Raw genomic sequence first — 17,170 nt, 5'->3', positions numbered from 1 at the left:
TATTCAAAAACCGTTCTCTTTTTTCTCAATACTGCGCTCTATTCTTATCAACGCCTGCCGGCAGCGCATTAGACGCCCCTCAAGTGCTGCGAGCTCCTTCTGTATTTTCTGCTGCTCGGATAACAAACTTTGCTTACCCAGTTGGCTCTCTCTATCGTGAATCATAGCCAGTATCCGCCGCTCATAATCCTGATGCTCAGCCAGCTTATGGTAAGGGTCCAATTTGTTATCCCTGGGCTCAGGATTTGATTTTCTTAATTTTTGAGTGGCTAATTCTCTTTGTAATGCAGAAATCTGAGCAACCAGCTTTTCAGCCAGAAAAGCGACCTGTTGTGTGCGATTTTCTGCAACTACTTGCTTCAGTTGTGCCATATTTTTCCGTACTTCCTGTAGATAATCGCGAAACCGATTACCATGATTACCAAACAGGTTGAGATCAAAACGGGCTTGCTGAGACGGCGTGTTTGCCTGAGGGCCAACTTGTGCCGACAGCGCTTCAATTTGGCTTTCAAGCACCTGCAATAATTTTTCCGTACTCATGGCGCTTCTCCTGGGCATTTCCCGCCAGCTTGCCTTCGAATGGTGGCAGATACAAGCACGAGGGAGGGGAAATACAATAGATACCGATGTATCGTGTAAGTTATGGCAAGAATATCTGTTGATGATGGTCAACGCATGGGTTAATGATAACGTCTCATTAAAGTGCTAATAAAGGGAGCTTATGTCTCGTTGGTTTTTAATAACGGTGGGTTGGCTGGCAGTGATATTGGCAACGTTAGGTGTCGTGCTTCCTTTGTTACCTACTACGCCGTTTTTGCTGTTGGCTGCCTGGTGTTTTGCACGATCCTCCCCTCGATTTCATCACTGGTTGCTCTATCGTTCATGGTTTGGCAGCTATATACGTACCTGGCAACAACATCGAGCATTGCCTGCGGGCACTAAGTCGAAAGCAATATTCATTACCATACTTACATTTGCTGTTTCACTTTGGTTGGTGAAAATCTGGTGGGTGAGAGGCATATTACTTATCATGTTAACCCTACTGTTGACCTTTATGTGGCGAATGCCAGTTATTGACCTATCGCAACAAAAACGGCGCTGAGCAATTCACACCAGTTGCATTTTAGTGCCAGTTTGCATAGATTTGAGCGTTTTCGTGCGCGGGGTAATCCTTCGTTGCCTCCTTAATGTTAAGGATGCGGTGACGTAGACTATCGGAGTATTATCGATAGTGGGACTAAGTTACTCAGCCGATGCCATTTAACATCGACTGACCGCGCTTAAGTATGTACAGCAGTTTTATCAGGCACAAATTATGACCGCTACTGCACCTAAGACAGCACAACAGTTTCAATATATTAAAGACAGTATCAAAACCATCCCCGATTATCCAAAAGCGGGAATACTGTTTCGTGATGTGACCAGCTTGCTAGAAGATCCATTAGCCTATGCCGCCAGCATCGAATTGCTGGTAGAGCGCTATCTGGATAAAGGCGTGACCAAAGTAGTGGGTACTGAAGCTCGCGGTTTTCTCTTTGGTGCGCCGGTAGCCCTGTCGCTGGGTGTCGGTTTTGTTCCGGTGCGTAAACCCGGTAAATTGCCTCGGGAAACTATCAGCGAAAGCTATGAGTTGGAGTATGGCACTGACGAACTTGAGATCCATACCGATAGCATTAAACCGGGCGATAACGTCTTGGTGATTGATGATTTACTGGCAACTGGCGGCACAATCGAGGCGACGGTTAAGCTTATCCGTCGGCTGGGTGGTAAAGTGACTGACGCCGCATTTGTGATTGATTTACCTGAACTGGGCGGCGAAGCGCGTCTGACTCAGCAAGGGATCACTTGCTATAGTTTGGTTTCGTTCAGCGGGCATTGATTTTATCCTCCCAAGAACGTGGAGTTGCAGGTGGGCTGCAAGTGAATATATCCCGCCAGGTAGTTGATTTTGGTAAATGAACGCAGCCAACACTCTCTGGACTGAAAGATGCCAGGTATAACAATCTGGTGGTCATCAACGGTGACCGCCAGATTATTCGATGAATATCGGGAAAATATTATCAATGCAAACTGCTATTCACTTATTAGAGTGGCAGCGAATAAATACGTGAAGATTCGCCCCATGGGTGATAACCCAATCCAGTAAAAGTAAAACCATACTTTTCGTAAAACCCGATATGGTCAGTACATAAATGTAGTGTATCAAAACCTAATTGTTTGGTTTCTTTAGCAATATGCTTGATCAGTAATTGACCATAAGCATGCCCCCGGTGTTGCTCTTCAATATAAAGTGCACATAACCAAGGATACAGATCCATACGGCTAATAAAGTCATTGGTGATTAACCCCGCGCAACCAATAACTTCATTATTCATCTCCATCAAATACCATTGAGGTAAAGGATTTTTAGCTTCAATACAATGACTGATGCAATCCTGATAAAGCATTTTAGTCTCTTCCGTGGCCCACTTATTCTGAAAATAGCGTATAGATTCATCTTTATACTCAGGGTGGCTTCTCACTGAGATGATTTTTATCATTGTTGTGTTCCTAACACACTAATTATACTTACTATTTTTGGTAAAGATCCCAGCGATTACCGTAAATATCTTCGAACACAACCACCATGCCATATTCCTCTTTGCGAGGTTCTTCGCAGAATGTCACTCCTTTTGACTTCATCAATTCATAATCACGCCAGAAGTTATCCGTCTCAAGAAAAAGGAATACTCGACCACCGCATTGATTACCAATAAACGCAGCTTGCTGGTCATTGGATGCTCGAGCCAGCAATAAACGACACTCACTGTCTTCTGTCGGCGAGACCGACACCCAACGCTTCCCTGGTTGTACCTCATCTTCTCGCAGAAAAAAGCCCAGTTTTTCGGTATAAAATTCAATGGCTTTATCGTAATCATCAACTACGATAGCAATGTAGCCCATCCCTCTTTTTTTACTTGTCATAAATCCATCCATTGTTAATTGACCCAAACTGGATACTACTGCTTATTAACTATAACGTCTTGGTAGCCCTGTTTCAGCATCCATTAAAATGCCGTACAAAATCCAGCGTTCAGGGACGTAACATTACAATCTGCGGGTCAGATAGGGGCACCGTAGCGTTCACCCAATGCTTGAGCATTACACACCTTGCTTTAATTGTCTGATACTCAGGTCGCTCGGTTCATTCTGGCCTGTACTTTCAGGTGTTCAAGAGTGTGATGACACGCGACCGCTGTTCGATCTCAGCTAAAATCTTGTCGATAGATTTGGATGCCTTTTTCTCTGTTGCAGAAACTAAGAATGATTTATTACTGCATCGCAGGGCACAAAGAATCGACAAGTCTACCGCCACAAAGTAAATTTGTGGGAATGACGATGGGCGTACTGGTACACTAAGATTCAGCCTGTAGCTATCAGGGTTAATGTGTTCAAAAACAGACCGCTCAATATATGTAGGTTAAATTGTGGTTTTTTTATTGGCGATTAAAATATTATTTATAAATCAATGATGAAGTATTAATGAGCTATCAGGTCCTTGCCCGTAAGTGGCGCCCCCAAACGTTCGCAGACGTCGTTGGTCAGGAACATGTCCTGACGGCGCTGGCCAATGGCCTTTCATTAGGGCGTATCCATCACGCCTATCTATTCTCCGGTACCCGTGGCGTTGGTAAAACGTCTATTGCCCGGCTGTTAGCCAAAGGTCTTAACTGCGAAACGGGCATTACCGCGACGCCTTGCGGTACCTGTGCTAACTGCCTGGAGATTGAGCAAGGCCGTTTTGTTGATCTGATCGAGATAGACGCCGCCTCGCGCACGAAAGTAGAAGATACCCGAGAACTGCTGGATAACGTTCAATATGCGCCAGCCCGTGGCCGCTTCAAAGTGTACTTAATTGATGAAGTGCATATGCTGTCGCGCCACAGTTTCAATGCGCTACTAAAAACGCTTGAAGAGCCGCCAGCTCATGTGAAATTCTTGCTGGCGACCACGGATCCACAGAAACTGCCGGTGACCATCCTTTCCCGCTGTTTGCAATTCCATCTCAAAGTGATCGATGTTGAGGTTATCCGTGGGCAGCTTGAAAAAATATTGCTGGCAGAGCAAATCAGTAGTGATGCTCGTGCATTGCAGTTACTGGCACGGGCGGCCGATGGTAGTATGCGCGATGCGCTCAGCCTGACAGATCAGGCCGTTGCGATGGGCGATGGGCATGTGACTACAGCCACTGTTAGCCAAATGCTGGGAACGCTGGATGACGAGCAACCCTTGGCGATTATCGAGGCGCTGGTCAGTGCTGATGGTGCGCGAGTGATGGCGCAGGTAGAACAAGCGGCATCTCGTGGTGTTGATTGGGAAAACTTATTGGTTGAAACCCTAAGCTTGCTGCACCGGATTGCGATGGTACAACTGCTGCCATCAATGTTGGATAACCATTATGCGACGGTTGAGCCTCGGTTACGCGAACTGGCTCGCACATTGCCGCCTACAGATATCCAGCTATATTATCAAATACTGTTGATGGGCCGTAAAGAGCTGGCTTATGCGCCAGATCGCCGCATGGGGGTCGAAATGACCTTATTGCGTGCGCTGGCCTTTCATCCTAAAGCAATAATCGCTGAACCGCAGATTGTTCCTGTCAGTGCGCCAGCAGCCATTGCAGGTAATAACGCACCTCAGTACGCCCAAAATACCCAACAACCTGTATCGACTCACTCAGCCGTGCCATCGCAAGATGCACCGCCGCTAGGGCTTGCCGCTGACGTGGGTACTCAACTACCCGATTCGACTGCGCAGCTTCTTCAGGCGCGAACCCAGTTGTTGCGGCAATCCGGGGCAACCACACCAAAAAAGAATGAGCCGGCAGCGCCAGGAAAAGCGCGGCCGGCAACCTCGGCACTGGAGCGTCTCGCTTCGGTGACTGAGCGCAGCCAGCAGCGTCTGGCTGCTAAATCAACCGAAGAAAAGAAACCGGCCAAGAAAGAAGCTTATCGCTGGACCGCGCAGAATCAGCCTGAAACGGTGGCTGAGCCAGTTACCACGCCTAAGGCATTGCGCTCTGCGTTAGAGCATGAAAAAACACCGGAGCTTTCTGCTAAGTTGGCTGAAGAGGCTATGGTGCGGGATCCTTGGGCGGCAGAGATAGATAAGTTGCATATTCCGAAATTGGTACAGCAACTTGCGCTGAATGCATTTAAAGAAGTAATAGAACCGGGTAATATCTGCCTTCACCTGCGTTCTAGCCAGCGCCATTTAAATTCGCCCTCGGCACAAAAAACGCTGGGCGATGCATTGAGTGAATTACACGGTAATGCTGTCACACTTAGCGTTATCGAAGATGACAACCCGGCGGAACGTACTCCGCTGGAATGGCGGCAGGCCATTTATGAAGAAAAACTGGCACAAGCACGCCAGTCGATTATTGCGGATAATAATATTCAGACACTGCGTCGTTTCTTCGATGCAGAATTGGATGAAGAGAGTATCCGGCCGGTTTAACCGCTGCGATAAGTGCATGGTGTACTGACGCGGCCCCTTGCTATGAGAGATGACTATGTTTGGTAAAGGCGGTATTGGCAATTTAATGAAACAAGCCCAGCAGATGCAGGAAAAAATGCAGCAGATGCAGGAAGAAGTCGCCAAATTGGAAGTTACCGGTGAATCTGGCGCGGGCTTGGTAAAAGTAACCATCAATGGGGCGCACAACTGCCGCCGGGTTGAAATTGACCCAAGCCTATTGGTTGAAGAAGATAAAGAAATGCTGGAAGATTTGATTGCTGCGGCATTGAACGATGCTGCTCGTCGTATCGATGAAACGCAAAAAGAGAAAATGGCTTCTGTCTCCAGTGGTATGCAATTACCACCAGGCTTTAAGATGCCGTTCTGATGCAAACCAGTCCACTCCTTGAATCATTAATGGAGGCGTTGCGTTGCCTGCCGGGCGTTGGCCCGAAATCAGCGCAACGCATGGCATTCCAACTGCTACAGCGTGATCGTAGTGGTGGAATGCGGCTGGCGCAGTCATTGACCCGTGCGATGTCTGAAATCGGTCACTGTGCGGATTGCCGTACATTTACCGAGCAAGACCGTTGCACCATCTGCTCCAACCCGCGCCGGCAGCAGAATGGTCAGATCTGCGTGGTCGAAAGCCCGGCAGATATCCATGCTATTGAACAAACTGGCCAGTTCGGCGGGCGTTACTTTGTGCTGATGGGGCATTTATCCCCCATGGATGGTATTGGCCCTGGCGATATTGGCTTGGATTTACTTGAAAAACGGCTTGAAACTGAAACTATCACTGAAGTCATTTTGGCAACTAATCCGACCGTCGAAGGGGACGCCACTGCCAACTATATCGGTCAGATGTGTGGTCAGTATGGCGTATTAGCCAGCCGTATCGCTCATGGTGTACCGGTAGGCGGTGAACTGGAAATGGTTGATGGTACGACATTATCGCATTCACTGGCCGGGCGTAATCCTATTAAGTATTGATCCCATTCTTTACTGTGGGCGACAGTCTTGTTATTGATTATCTTACGAATAAATTCGTTAGGGATAATAAGTCAATCGCCCTCAATTCTCTGTTTTTTTCTACCCTCATACTTGAAACTTTCACCTATTGGCCCCATCTGATACTCATTGTTCGATTTTATGTACCTGTCGGTAATTTGGATTGAGGTAATTAATGAGTATGAAAGGTCAAGAAACCCGTGGATTCCAGTCTGAAGTAAAACAACTCCTCCATTTGATGATTCACTCGCTTTATTCCAATAAAGAAATTTTCTTGCGCGAGCTGATCTCTAATGCCTCTGATGCGGCTGACAAACTGCGTTTCCGCGCGCTGTCTAATCCTGAATTATTTGAGGGCGACGGTGAGCTGAGAGTGCGTTTATCCTGTGATAAAGAAAAGCGTACTTTGACTCTAAGCGATAACGGCATTGGTATGAGCCGTGATGAAGTTATTGATAACCTTGGTACCATCGCGAAGTCAGGGACTAAATCATTCCTTGAGTCTATTGGTTCAGATCAAGCCAAAGATAGCCAATTAATCGGCCAGTTTGGTGTCGGTTTCTACTCCGCATTTATCGTGGCAGATAAAGTCACCGTCCGTACCCGTGCTGCCGGTGCGCCTGCTGATGCTGGCGTATTTTGGGAATCAGCAGGCGAGGGTGACTACACCATTGCTGATATCACTAAAGAAGAGCGTGGTACTGAGATAACCCTGCATCTGCGTGAAGGTGAAGACGAATATCTGGATGATTGGCGCTTGCGCTCAGTCATCAGCAAATATTCAGACCATATTGCCTTGCCTGTTGAAATTCAAAGCAAAAACGAAGAAGACGGCACGGTCACCTGGGAGAAAATCAATAAAGCTCAGGCATTATGGACGCGCGGCAAAGCAGAGATAACTGACGACGAATATAAAGCATTTTATAAGCATATCGCGCACGATTTCACCGACCCGATGAGTTGGAGCCATAACCGCGTTGAAGGTAAGCAGGAATACACCAGCTTGCTGTATATTCCGGCACAGGCCCCGTGGGACATGTGGAATCGCGATCATAAGCATGGTTTGAAACTTTACGTGCAGCGCGTGTTCATTATGGATGATGCTGAACAGTTCATGCCGAATTACCTGCGTTTTGTTCGTGGTTTAATAGATTCTAATGATCTGCCGCTGAACGTCTCGCGTGAGATTCTGCAAGACAGCCGCATTACTCAGAATCTACGTAGTGCACTGACTAAACGTGTGCTGCAAATGTTGGAAAAACTGGCTAAAGACGATGCTGAGAAATATCAGCAGTTCTGGCAACAGTTTGGTATGGCGCTTAAGGAAGGCCCAGCAGAAGACGGTAGCAATAGAGAAACTATCGCCAAGTTACTGCGCTTTGCTTCAACCCATACCGACAGCTCAGCGCAAACTGTGTCCCTGGAAGACTATGTCAGCCGTATGACTGAAGGGCAGGAGAAGATTTATTACATCACTGCTGACAGCTATGCTGCGGCGAAGAACAGCCCTCATCTGGAACTGTTCCGCAAGAAAGGCATTGAAGTTTTGCTGTTATCTGACCGTATCGATGAATGGATGATGAGCTACTTGACCGAATTTGACGGTAAAGTCTTCCAGTCAGTCAGCAAAGCAGATGATTCACTGAATAAGTTGGCAGATGAAGAGCGTCCAGATCAGCAAGAGGCCGACAAAGCGTTGGAGCCATTCGTTGAGCGCGTTAAAACCCTACTGGGTGAACGTGTGAAAGATGTCCGCCTGACGCATCGTTTGACGGATACTCCAGCGATAGTGACAACTGATGCTGATGAAATGAGCACACAGATGGCGAAATTGTTTGCTGCTGCCGGCCAACAGGCACCGGAAGTGAAGTACATCTTTGAATTAAACCCTGAACATGGCTTGGTTAAACGCGCTGCTGATGTGGCGGACGAAACACAGTTTGCTGAATGGGTCGAGTTATTACTGGATCAAGCGCTATTAGCTGAACGGGGAACATTAGATGATCCTAATCAGTTCATTCGCAGAATGAATCAGTTATTAACGGCTTAATTGAGTAATAGAACGCCTCGGATAGTGCATTATCTGGGGCGTTTTTTCATCTGTTTTCAGTAGGTTAATTTTTTATTTCTCTTTGGTATTACAGATTCCCCCCCGCTAACCGGCCTCGCGCGCCTTGAGCCAACCCCCCTGAAAATGGTATGGTTGCTTGTTTTCCGCAATTTCGATTTTTTTAAGAGCTTATCCCAGTTAGCGTCATTGTTGCAGCCAGTTTGGACATGGGCAGCGCGGAAGAACCGGAGCGTACACATCGTATGTGAGGATTCTGAGCACTGCCTTGGTTCAAAATGGCAAATAAAATAGCCCTAATGGGATGGCTCTAAGTAAAAACACATAGAAAAACTACATAGCAAGGGGATTTACGCAATGCGTATCATTCTGCTGGGCGCTCCGGGCGCTGGTAAGGGTACTCAGGCTCAATTCATCATGGAGAAATACGGTATTCCGCAAATCTCTACTGGTGATATGTTGCGCGCCGCTGTAAAAGCTGGTTCTGAGTTAGGTCTGAAAGCGAAAGAAATAATGGATGCCGGCAAGCTGGTTACTGATGAGCTGGTTATCGCATTGGTTAAAGAGCGCATCACCCAGGACGATTGCCGTGACGGTTTCCTGCTCGACGGGTTCCCACGTACTATTCCTCAGGCTGATGCCATGAAAGAAGCCGGCATCAAGGTTGATTATGTGCTGGAGTTTGATGTGCCAGACGAGTTGATTGTTGAGCGCATCGTCGGGCGTCGGGTACATGCTGCTTCAGGCCGTGTTTATCACATTAAATTCAACCCACCTAAAGTTGAAAATAAAGATGATGTGACAGGCGATGAACTTACTATTCGTAAAGACGATCAGGAAGCCACTGTTCGCAAACGTCTGATCGAATATCATCAACAAACTGCACCATTAGTTTCTTACTATCGTAAAGAAGCTGATGCAGGTAATACGCAATATTTTAAACTGGACGGAACCCGTAAAGTAGCAGAAGTCAGTGCAGAACTGGCGACTATCCTCGGTTAATTCTGGATGGTAAGATAGCTAAGGCGGCCTAAGGTCGCCTTTCTCATTTTACGGTTCTGGTTGCGGGCTTATTCGTAAGTTCGAATAATAGGCGTAGTATCCTCCACAAGGATTTTGCATCATGCAAAGCAAGCTCGGCGTATTAATGGTCAACTTGGGGACACCGGACGCCCCAACACCGCAAGCAGTAAAACGCTATCTGGCTGAGTTCCTGAGTGACCGCCGGGTGGTTGATACTTCCCCATGGCTGTGGTGGCCTTTGTTGCGTGGCGTCATTTTGCCTATTCGATCTCCTCGCGTAGCTAAATTATACCAATCAGTTTGGATGGAAGAGGGGTCACCGTTATTGGTCTATAGTCGGCGGCAACAGAAAGCATTGGCGGCACGTATGCCAGAGATCCCCGTTGAGTTAGGCATGAGTTATGGTTCACCAAATCTGCCAGATGCTATTGATAAGTTGTTAGCCCAAGGGGTGACTAAGCTGGTGGTTTTGCCGCTTTATCCGCAATATTCCTGTTCAACCAGTGCGGCTGTGTGGGACGCTGTTGCCCGTATTCTGAAAGGGTACCGTCGGTTGCCGTCAGTCTCTTTTATCCGTGATTATGCAGAACATCCCGCCTATATTTCGGCGTTACAACAAAGTGTTGAACGGGCTTTCGTGCAGCATGGTAAACCTGACAGATTAATCCTTTCCTTCCATGGTATTCCTAAGCGCTATGCCCGACTGGGGGATGATTATCCACAACGCTGTGAAGATACCAGCCGTGCTTTACGTGGCAAGTTGGCGTTACCAGCCGAACACATCATGATGACATATCAGTCTCGCTTTGGCCGCGAACCTTGGTTAACCCCTTATACCGACGAGACACTAAAAAGTCTTCCAGCTCAAGGTATTAAGCATATTCAGCTTATCTGCCCCGGTTTTTCTGCCGATTGTCTTGAAACACTGGAGGAGATCAAGGAGCAGAACAGGGAGATTTTCATGCACGCTGGTGGCGAGAAATTTGAGTATATTCCAGCATTGAATGACGATGAGGGGCATATAGACCTTTTAGAACAGCTAGTTAGAGATCATTTGTAGTGTTAGTGGCAAAATGGTGTTATGACGACTATATTCATATTTGTTGAAATAGTTACATGTGGAAGTAAATTTTCCAGACTCAATAAAGTTAACTGAGTGTTTTTTATTTTTAAATCAGAATAAACCGAATTGATATTTTCATATTTTCGTGATGTCAATTAGCCAGTACAGTGAAATATCCAAAAATGATATATTTCAGATTTTTCTTGTAATAATGGGTTATATGTAAGAAAATTAAAGGCTATATTATAATTTCGCAAATTTTGATGTTTTTCAGAAAGTGCCGTTTAGCCGTCTTGTCAACTGAATCAGTGATATGACTTTAGGTAAGACCTTGGATTACAAGATTTTTTTAAAATCAGCGCATTGGTTGCTGTGAGCCAAGGGCGGTAGCATATCTATAATTCAATGCTTTTGGCGTAATTGCATGATTTTAATTGAATAATTTTTTCTTTTAGAAATGAAGTAAATTTTTATACTTGACATGTATATCGATATTTTTGGTGCGAAAAGTCCAAATATTAATACCATTTTTATAATAAATTAGCTGAGTTTGAATTTATGTCTTTAAATATAAAATTACAGCCATCAGGCATTACTTTTAATGCTGGTGAAACGGCAACTATCTTAGATTCTGCTTTAGAAAATAATATCAATATCGAATATAGCTGCAAAGATGGTACTTGTGGTTCTTGCAAAGCGAAATTAATTTCTGGAGAAATAGAACAAGGTGAAAATAGTGCCCTAACTAACGAAGATATTTCCAATGGATTTATTCTCACTTGTTGTTCAAAACCAAAAACCAATATAGAAATTAATGTTAATTATTATCCTGAGTTAAGCCATATAAAGAAAAAAACATATCCATGTAAACTTGATAATATTGAAATTATCGGTTCAGATATTGCTATATTGAGTCTGCGCTTACCCCCAACTGCAAGAATAGAGTATTTGGCTGGTCAATTTATTGATTTAATTATCAATGGGCAGCGTCGCAGCTATTCTATTGCAAATGCTTCTGGTGGGAATATTGAGTTACATATAAGAAAAGTAAGTAACGGTGTATTCAGCCAAATCATTTTTAATGAACTTAAATTGCAACAACTTCTTCGTATTGAAGGACCACAAGGAACATTCTTTGTTCGTGATAATGATCGCCCGTTAATATTTTTAGCTGGAGGAACAGGATTTGCTCCAGTTAAGGCAATGGTTGAAGAGCTTATAAATAAAAATGACCAGCGACCGATACATATTTATTGGGGAATGCCTCAAGGTAGACTTTTCTATTCTGATATAGTTAATAAATGGTCAGTAGAATATCCGAATATCCAATATGTCCCCGTTGTTTCTGAAGAAGATAGTTCTTGGCATGGGCAAACAGGATTCGTTCATCAGGCGGTAATAAACGATTTTCCTGATCTAAGTAACTTCAGTGTTTATGCCTGTGGTTCACTCGCTATGATTTCTGCGGCACATCAGGAATTTGTTGAATATGGGCTGGCTGAAGACCAATTTTTCTCTGATGCCTTCGTTTCATCAAAGTAATTATCAATGGAGAGTAAAGTGAAAGCAGTTATTCTTGCAGGTGGTTTAGGAACTCGTCTTAGTGAAGAAACGGTAGTTAAACCAAAACCGATGGTAGAGATCGGCGGAATGCCTATTTTATGGCATATTATGAAACTCTATTCTGCTCACGGGATTAATGATTTCATTATCTGCTGTGGTTACAAGGGATATGTAATAAAAGAATATTTTGCTAACTACTTTATGCATATGTCCGATATCACTTTCTCTATGCTCGACAATGAAATGAAAGTACACCAAAAACGAGTTGAACCGTGGAATGTAACACTGGTTGATACTGGTGAAAACTCTATGACCGGTGGCCGTTTGAAACGTGTCAAAGATTATGTAAAAGATGACGAAGCATTTTGTTTTACTTACGGTGATGGTGTTGGTGATATAAATATTACTGAGTTGATTAACTTCCATAAAACACATGGTAAACAGGCTACATTAACGGCAACTTTTCCTCCTGGCCGTTTTGGTGCATTGGATATTAAAGATAGACAAGTCCGTAGTTTTAAAGAAAAACCTAAAGGTGATGGCGCAATGATTAATGGCGGCTATTTTGTTCTATCTCCTAAAGTTATCGATCTTATTGATGGCGATAAATCTACTTGGGAACAAGAGCCACTAATGACGTTGGCTGAAAAAGGTGAATTGATGGCTTACGAGCACACCGGTTTTTGGCAGCCAATGGATACTTTGCGTGACAAAGTCTATCTGCATGAATTATGGGAAGAAGGCCGGGCGCCTTGGAAAGTTTGGGAATAAATAACATGATCGATAAAAGTTTTTGGCAAGGTAAACGCGTTTTTATTACTGGACATACCGGTTTTAAAGGTGGTTGGCTAAGTTTATGGTTGCAAAATATGGGGGCGACAGTAAAGGGCTATGCATTGGCAGCACCAACAGAACCAAGTTTATTTGAAGCTGCGCGTGTTGCCGATGACATGATTTCGGAAATCGGTGATATTCGTAACTATGACCAATTACTAAAATCAATCAGCGACTTTAAGCCTGAAATTGTTTTCCATATGGCTGCACAACCTTTAGTCCGTTTGTCTTACTCAGAACCTGTTGAAACTTATTCGACTAATGTTATGGGTACCGTTTATCTGCTGGAAGCTGTTCGACATGTTGGCGGTGTCAAAGCCATTATTAATATCACCAGTGATAAATGCTATGATAATAAAGAATGGGTTTGGGGATACCGGGAAAATGAAGCTATGGGGGGATATGATCCCTACTCAAACAGTAAAGGTTGCGCTGAGCTAGTCACATCCTCCTATCGAAATTCTTTTTTTAATCCAGCTAAATATGAACAACATGGCAGCGCACTTGCAACAGTGCGCGCTGGTAATGTTATTGGTGGTGGTGATTGGGCACTAGATAGGGTAGTTCCTGATATTTTACGCGCATTTGAAAGATCAATCCCTGTTATTATTCGCAATCCACATGCAATTCGCCCATGGCAACATGTATTAGAACCACTGTCCGGTTATTTATTGCTGGCGCAAAAAATGTACTCTGAGGGTACTCAGTTTGGTGAAGGTTGGAATTTTGGGCCCAATGATACGGATGCCACGCCGGTACAGAATATCGTAGAAAAAATGGTGTCATTCTGGGGTAAAGATGCCAGTTGGCAATTAGATGGCAGTGAGCATCCTCATGAAGCACATTACTTGAAACTGGATTGCTCTAAAGCAAAAATGCAATTAGGCTGGCACCCACGCTGGAGTCTCGATACTACACTGGCTCGAATTGTTGCTTGGCATCAAGCTTGGTTGTCAGATTCCGATATGCGTGATTACAGTATTAACGAAATTAATAGCTATATGAACACTAAATGATTTGAGGTCATAGATAAATGAGTCAAGAACAATTACGTCAACAGATTGCTGAGTTAGTTGCTCAGTATGCTGAAACGGCTATGGCCCCAAAGCCATTTGAAGCAGGTAAAAGTGTCGTCCCACCTTCAGGTAAAGTGATCGGTACTAAAGAACTACAGCTTATGGTTGAAGCATCTTTAGACGGATGGCTCACCACTGGTCGTTTCAACGATGCATTTGAAAAGAAACTCGGTGAATATATTGGAGTTCCTTATGTATTGACCACAACGTCTGGTTCCTCTGCCAATTTACTAGCACTCACGGCATTAACATCCCCTAAATTAGGTGCTCGTGCACTTAAGCCTGGTGACGAAGTGATTACTGTCGCTGCCGGATTCCCTACAACAGTTAACCCAACCATCCAAAATGGGCTAATCCCGGTATTTGTCGATGTAGATATCCCGACTTATAACATCAATGCTAGCCTAATTGAGGCAGCAGTTAGTGATAAAACTAAAGCAATCATGATTGCTCATACTTTAGGTAACTTATTCGATTTGGCAGAAGTACGCCGAGTAGCAGATAAGTATAATCTATGGTTGATTGAAGACTGCTGCGATGCTTTAGGTTCTAAATATGACGGAAAAATGGCTGGCACATTTGGTGATATTGGTACTGTCAGTTTCTATCCTGCGCACCATATTACAATGGGCGAGGGAGGTGCGGTATTCACCAAATCAGCAGAACTGAAAACTATTATTGAATCTTTCCGTGATTGGGGTCGTGACTGCTATTGTGCACCTGGTTGTGATAATACTTGTAAGAAACGATTTGGTCAGCAATTGGGTTCTCTGCCATTTGGCTATGATCATAAATACACCTATTCGCACCTCGGTTATAACTTAAAGATTACCGACATGCAGGCCGCGTGTGGCTTGGCACAACTTGAACGTGTAGAGGAATTTGTTGAGACGCGTAAAGCGAACTTTAAGTATCTCAAAGAAGCACTTCAATCATGTGTCGACTTTATCGAATTACCGGAAGCAACTGAAAATTCAGAGCCATCATGGTTTGGCTTCCCGATTACTTTGAAAGAGGATTGTGGGATTAGCCGTATTGACTTGGTTAAATTCCTTGATGAAGCAAAAGTTGGGACTCGTTTGCTCTTCGCCGGTAACTTAACTCGTCAACCTTATTTCCATGATGTGAAATATCGTGTCGTGGGTGAATTGACTAATACCGACCGAATTATGAATCAAACTTTCTGGATTGGTATCTATCCAGGGTTGACACATGATCATTTAGATTATGTTGTAAGCAAGTTTGAGGAGTTTTTTGGTTTGAATTTCTAATTTAGTTAATATATTGAGCTAGTTAATCTGGCTCAATTTTTACTGGGGTAGTAAATGAAAGCGTCTGATGCTATAGCACATGTATTGAGTGCTAATAATGTAGATTTTGGTTTTGAATTGATAGGCGGGATGATTGCTCATCTCGTTGACAGTATCAATTTATTAGGAAAAACAAAATTAGTCTCTGTACATCATGAGCAAGCAGCCGCATTTGCAGCAGGTGGAATCGCTAGAGCTACTGGAAATCAAAAGATAGGGTTAGCTTTAGGGACCAGTGGACCTGGTGCAACAAATTTAATTACTGGCATTGCTGATTGTTGGTTGGATAGTTCACCTTGTATTTTTATTACAGGGCAGGTTAATACAAATGAACTAAAGGGCGAGAGAAATATTCGGCAGCAAGGATTTCAAGAGCTGGATATAGTCAGTATTGTTAAAAGTATTACTAAGTATGCCTATCAAATAAAGCATCAGGATGAAATTATTCCCTGCTTACAACATGCAATTGATGTTGCTACGAGTGGACGGCTTGGCCCTGTACTTATAGATATTCCAATGAATCTACAAAGAGCAGAATTAGATAAAGGTGTGATTGATTACCTTAAAGAAAAAAAAGAGATAATAGTTAAAAAGGATTCAAATTCATTCTCTGATTTTGCTAAAATAATTGAATTATTAAATAAATCAAAAAAACCACTATTCCTAATTGGAGGTGGTGCAATAAATGCGGAGAACTTTATTCCTTGGCAATCTTTTCTTTCGAAGGAAAAAATTCCCCATGTTGCTAGCTTGAAAGGAAGTGAAAAAACGTTAGCTCTGCCAGGGTATTTTGGCATGATTGGCAGCTATGGTACCCGTACTGCAAATTATGCTCTGCAACATGCAGATTTAGTTATTGTTGTTGGAAGCCGTTTAGATGTTCGGCAAACGGGGGCTGATACAGATGATTTTGCCCGGAATGCAAAAGTTGTTCAAATAGATATTGACCAACAACAAATAGATAACAGAATAAAAGGTTATTTTAATGTTGTCGCATCGAGTGAAGAATTCTTTTCATACTCATTAGATAACAATTTTAATGGGCAATATGATGATTGGTTTTTGAATCTCAATAAACATTGGGGAGAAATGTTTATTGATGAATATGAAGACCTTAATATCAGTCCATTTAAAATGTGTAAAATATTAAATAGTTTATTTGATAGCAAAAAAATACATTATGTTACCGATGTTGGTAATAATCAGATGTGGGCCGCCCATTCGTTACGACTAAGTTCTGGGCAAGCAATACATAATTCTGGCGGTTTGGGTGCGATGGGTTTTGGAATACCGACAGCAATAGGTGTTTCTTATGCAATTGATGGCGCTGTGGTTGTAATTACCGGTGATGGTGGCGCTCAATTAAACATCCAAGAATTAGATATTATTGCTCGTGAAAAATTACCAATCCTGACAATAGTTCTTAATAATGATTCTTTAGGTATGGTTCGCGCATTCCAAGATATGTATTTTGATGGCCGTGATGATTCAACATATTGGAATGGATATAGCTCATCGTTTGCAAGGATTGGAAAAGCATATAATATAATATCATTTACTATTGCAACAGATGTTGAATTTTCTAAGTATATAAGTGATTTTATTGCTAATCCTCGACCAATGCTTATTGAGGTTTTAATGAGCGATGCTAGAGAATGCAGGCCAAGATTAGCATTTGGAAATCCAATTGATAAACAATTTCCTTATAAATAACAGAAGGGCT

At 43.5% G+C, this 17,170-nt stretch carries 16 protein-coding genes and 1 other annotated feature; of the genes, 13 read left to right on the top strand and 3 right to left on the bottom strand.

The features are described 5' to 3' along the window. Positions 1 to 3 precede the first annotated feature (3 nt). The gene (priC, locus tag A6J67_RS20560) at positions 4 to 540 is read right to left on the bottom strand and encodes a primosomal replication protein PriC (protein WP_005182293.1); all 537 of its coding nucleotides are present in this window, start codon (positions 538 to 540) and stop codon (positions 4 to 6) included. A 181-nt stretch (positions 541 to 721) separates the two neighbouring features. Here priC and A6J67_RS20555 point away from each other — a divergent pair, with 181 nt between their 5' ends. Both A6J67_RS20555 and apt read left to right on the top strand, forming a co-directional pair. Continuing rightward, positions 722 to 1,102 (top strand): DUF454 family protein, encoded by a 381-nt coding sequence (locus A6J67_RS20555; protein ID WP_050088858.1) that lies wholly within the window; start codon positions 722 to 724, stop codon positions 1,100 to 1,102. Between the two features lie 213 nt (positions 1,103 to 1,315). After that, entirely contained in the window at positions 1,316 to 1,879 is a 564-nt protein-coding gene (gene apt / locus A6J67_RS20550) for an adenine phosphoribosyltransferase (protein WP_005182300.1), read from the top strand. 205 nt (positions 1,880 to 2,084) lie between these two features. Here the strand turns inward: apt and A6J67_RS20545 are convergent, their stop codons facing one another. Both A6J67_RS20545 and A6J67_RS20540 read right to left on the bottom strand, forming a co-directional pair. After that, on the bottom strand, positions 2,085 to 2,540 hold the full coding sequence (locus A6J67_RS20545; protein ID WP_005182303.1) for a GNAT family N-acetyltransferase: 456 nt from the start codon (positions 2,538 to 2,540) through the stop codon (positions 2,085 to 2,087). Positions 2,541 to 2,571: 31 nt separating this feature from the next. Beyond that, the gene (locus A6J67_RS20540) at positions 2,572 to 2,964 is read right to left on the bottom strand and encodes a VOC family protein (RefSeq protein ID WP_042569290.1); all 393 of its coding nucleotides are present in this window, start codon (positions 2,962 to 2,964) and stop codon (positions 2,572 to 2,574) included. A gap of 558 nt (positions 2,965 to 3,522) precedes the next feature. Here A6J67_RS20540 and dnaX point away from each other — a divergent pair. The 11 genes from dnaX (at position 3,523) to A6J67_RS20485 (ending at position 17,160) form a co-directional block, all read left to right on the top strand. Further along, entirely contained in the window at positions 3,523 to 5,499 is a 1,977-nt protein-coding gene (gene dnaX / locus A6J67_RS20535) for a DNA polymerase III subunit gamma/tau (RefSeq protein WP_005182310.1), read from the top strand. Then, positions 4,830 to 4,893 (top strand) — a sequence feature (DnaX frameshifting element). It overlaps the preceding gene by 64 nt. Positions 5,500 to 5,554: 55 nt before the next feature. After that, on the top strand, positions 5,555 to 5,887 hold the full coding sequence (locus A6J67_RS20530; RefSeq protein WP_019081276.1) for a YbaB/EbfC family nucleoid-associated protein: 333 nt from the start codon (positions 5,555 to 5,557) through the stop codon (positions 5,885 to 5,887). Next, positions 5,887 to 6,492 (top strand): recombination mediator RecR, encoded by a 606-nt coding sequence (gene recR, locus A6J67_RS20525; RefSeq protein ID WP_005182314.1) that lies wholly within the window; start codon positions 5,887 to 5,889, stop codon positions 6,490 to 6,492. The genes A6J67_RS20530 and recR overlap by 1 nt, the downstream gene beginning before the upstream one ends. A gap of 199 nt (positions 6,493 to 6,691) precedes the next feature. Next, complete coding sequence (gene htpG, locus A6J67_RS20520) at positions 6,692 to 8,560, top strand: molecular chaperone HtpG (protein WP_172668585.1); 1,869 nt, start codon at positions 6,692 to 6,694, stop codon at positions 8,558 to 8,560. Between the two features lie 375 nt (positions 8,561 to 8,935). Then, the gene (gene adk / locus A6J67_RS20515) at positions 8,936 to 9,580 is read left to right on the top strand and encodes an adenylate kinase (protein ID WP_005182317.1); all 645 of its coding nucleotides are present in this window, start codon (positions 8,936 to 8,938) and stop codon (positions 9,578 to 9,580) included. Positions 9,581 to 9,698: 118 nt separating this feature from the next. Then, positions 9,699 to 10,661 (top strand): ferrochelatase, encoded by a 963-nt coding sequence (gene hemH / locus A6J67_RS20510; RefSeq protein ID WP_050073427.1) that lies wholly within the window; start codon positions 9,699 to 9,701, stop codon positions 10,659 to 10,661. Between the two features lie 561 nt (positions 10,662 to 11,222). Further along, positions 11,223 to 12,206, top strand: a complete 984-nt coding sequence (locus A6J67_RS20505) for a CDP-6-deoxy-delta-3,4-glucoseen reductase (RefSeq protein WP_050085986.1) — start codon at positions 11,223 to 11,225, stop codon at positions 12,204 to 12,206. Between the two features lie 18 nt (positions 12,207 to 12,224). Further along, positions 12,225 to 12,998 carry a glucose-1-phosphate cytidylyltransferase gene (rfbF, locus tag A6J67_RS20500; RefSeq protein WP_050297423.1) on the top strand — a complete coding sequence of 258 codons (774 nt, stop codon included), beginning with the start codon at positions 12,225 to 12,227 and terminating at the stop codon, positions 12,996 to 12,998. A gap of 5 nt (positions 12,999 to 13,003) precedes the next feature. Next, positions 13,004 to 14,077: a CDP-glucose 4,6-dehydratase gene (rfbG, locus tag A6J67_RS20495; protein ID WP_050085985.1), complete on the top strand. Its 1,074-nt coding sequence runs from the start codon at positions 13,004 to 13,006 to the stop codon at positions 14,075 to 14,077. A 17-nt stretch (positions 14,078 to 14,094) separates the two neighbouring features. Beyond that, entirely contained in the window at positions 14,095 to 15,408 is a 1,314-nt protein-coding gene (rfbH, locus tag A6J67_RS20490) for a lipopolysaccharide biosynthesis protein RfbH (RefSeq protein ID WP_050297424.1), read from the top strand. Positions 15,409 to 15,462: 54 nt separating this feature from the next. Continuing rightward, on the top strand, positions 15,463 to 17,160 hold the full coding sequence (locus tag A6J67_RS20485) for a thiamine pyrophosphate-binding protein (protein ID WP_080608410.1): 1,698 nt from the start codon (positions 15,463 to 15,465) through the stop codon (positions 17,158 to 17,160). Positions 17,161 to 17,170: the final 10 nt, after the last annotated feature.

This window comes from Yersinia sp. FDAARGOS_228, assembly GCF_002073315.2.
GTDB classification, from domain to species: domain Bacteria; phylum Pseudomonadota; class Gammaproteobacteria; order Enterobacterales; family Enterobacteriaceae; genus Yersinia; species Yersinia intermedia.
Note: the sequence above shows the minus strand (reverse complement) of the source record. Positions and strands in the feature narration are given on the sequence as shown.

Bases quoted from the DNA above. Each gene is read 5' to 3' on its own strand.
- priC (WP_005182293.1), bottom strand. From the start codon at position 540: ATGAGTACGGAAAAATTATTGCAGGTGCTTGAAAGCCAAATTGAAGCG.
- A6J67_RS20555 (WP_050088858.1), top strand. From the start codon at position 722: ATGTCTCGTTGGTTTTTAATAACGGTGGGTTGGCTGGCAGTGATATTG.
- apt (WP_005182300.1), top strand. From the start codon at position 1,316: ATGACCGCTACTGCACCTAAGACAGCACAACAGTTTCAATATATTAAA.
- A6J67_RS20545 (WP_005182303.1), bottom strand. From the start codon at position 2,540: ATGATAAAAATCATCTCAGTGAGAAGCCACCCTGAGTATAAAGATGAA.
- A6J67_RS20540 (WP_042569290.1), bottom strand. From the start codon at position 2,964: ATGACAAGTAAAAAAAGAGGGATGGGCTACATTGCTATCGTAGTTGAT.
- dnaX (WP_005182310.1), top strand. From the start codon at position 3,523: ATGAGCTATCAGGTCCTTGCCCGTAAGTGGCGCCCCCAAACGTTCGCA.
- A6J67_RS20530 (WP_019081276.1), top strand. From the start codon at position 5,555: ATGTTTGGTAAAGGCGGTATTGGCAATTTAATGAAACAAGCCCAGCAG.
- recR (WP_005182314.1), top strand. From the start codon at position 5,887: ATGCAAACCAGTCCACTCCTTGAATCATTAATGGAGGCGTTGCGTTGC.
- htpG (WP_172668585.1), top strand. From the start codon at position 6,692: ATGAAAGGTCAAGAAACCCGTGGATTCCAGTCTGAAGTAAAACAACTC.
- adk (WP_005182317.1), top strand. From the start codon at position 8,936: ATGCGTATCATTCTGCTGGGCGCTCCGGGCGCTGGTAAGGGTACTCAG.
- A6J67_RS20505 (WP_050085986.1), top strand. From the start codon at position 11,223: ATGTCTTTAAATATAAAATTACAGCCATCAGGCATTACTTTTAATGCT.
- rfbG (WP_050085985.1), top strand. From the start codon at position 13,004: ATGATCGATAAAAGTTTTTGGCAAGGTAAACGCGTTTTTATTACTGGA.
- rfbH (WP_050297424.1), top strand. From the start codon at position 14,095: ATGAGTCAAGAACAATTACGTCAACAGATTGCTGAGTTAGTTGCTCAG.
- A6J67_RS20485 (WP_080608410.1), top strand. From the start codon at position 15,463: ATGAAAGCGTCTGATGCTATAGCACATGTATTGAGTGCTAATAATGTA.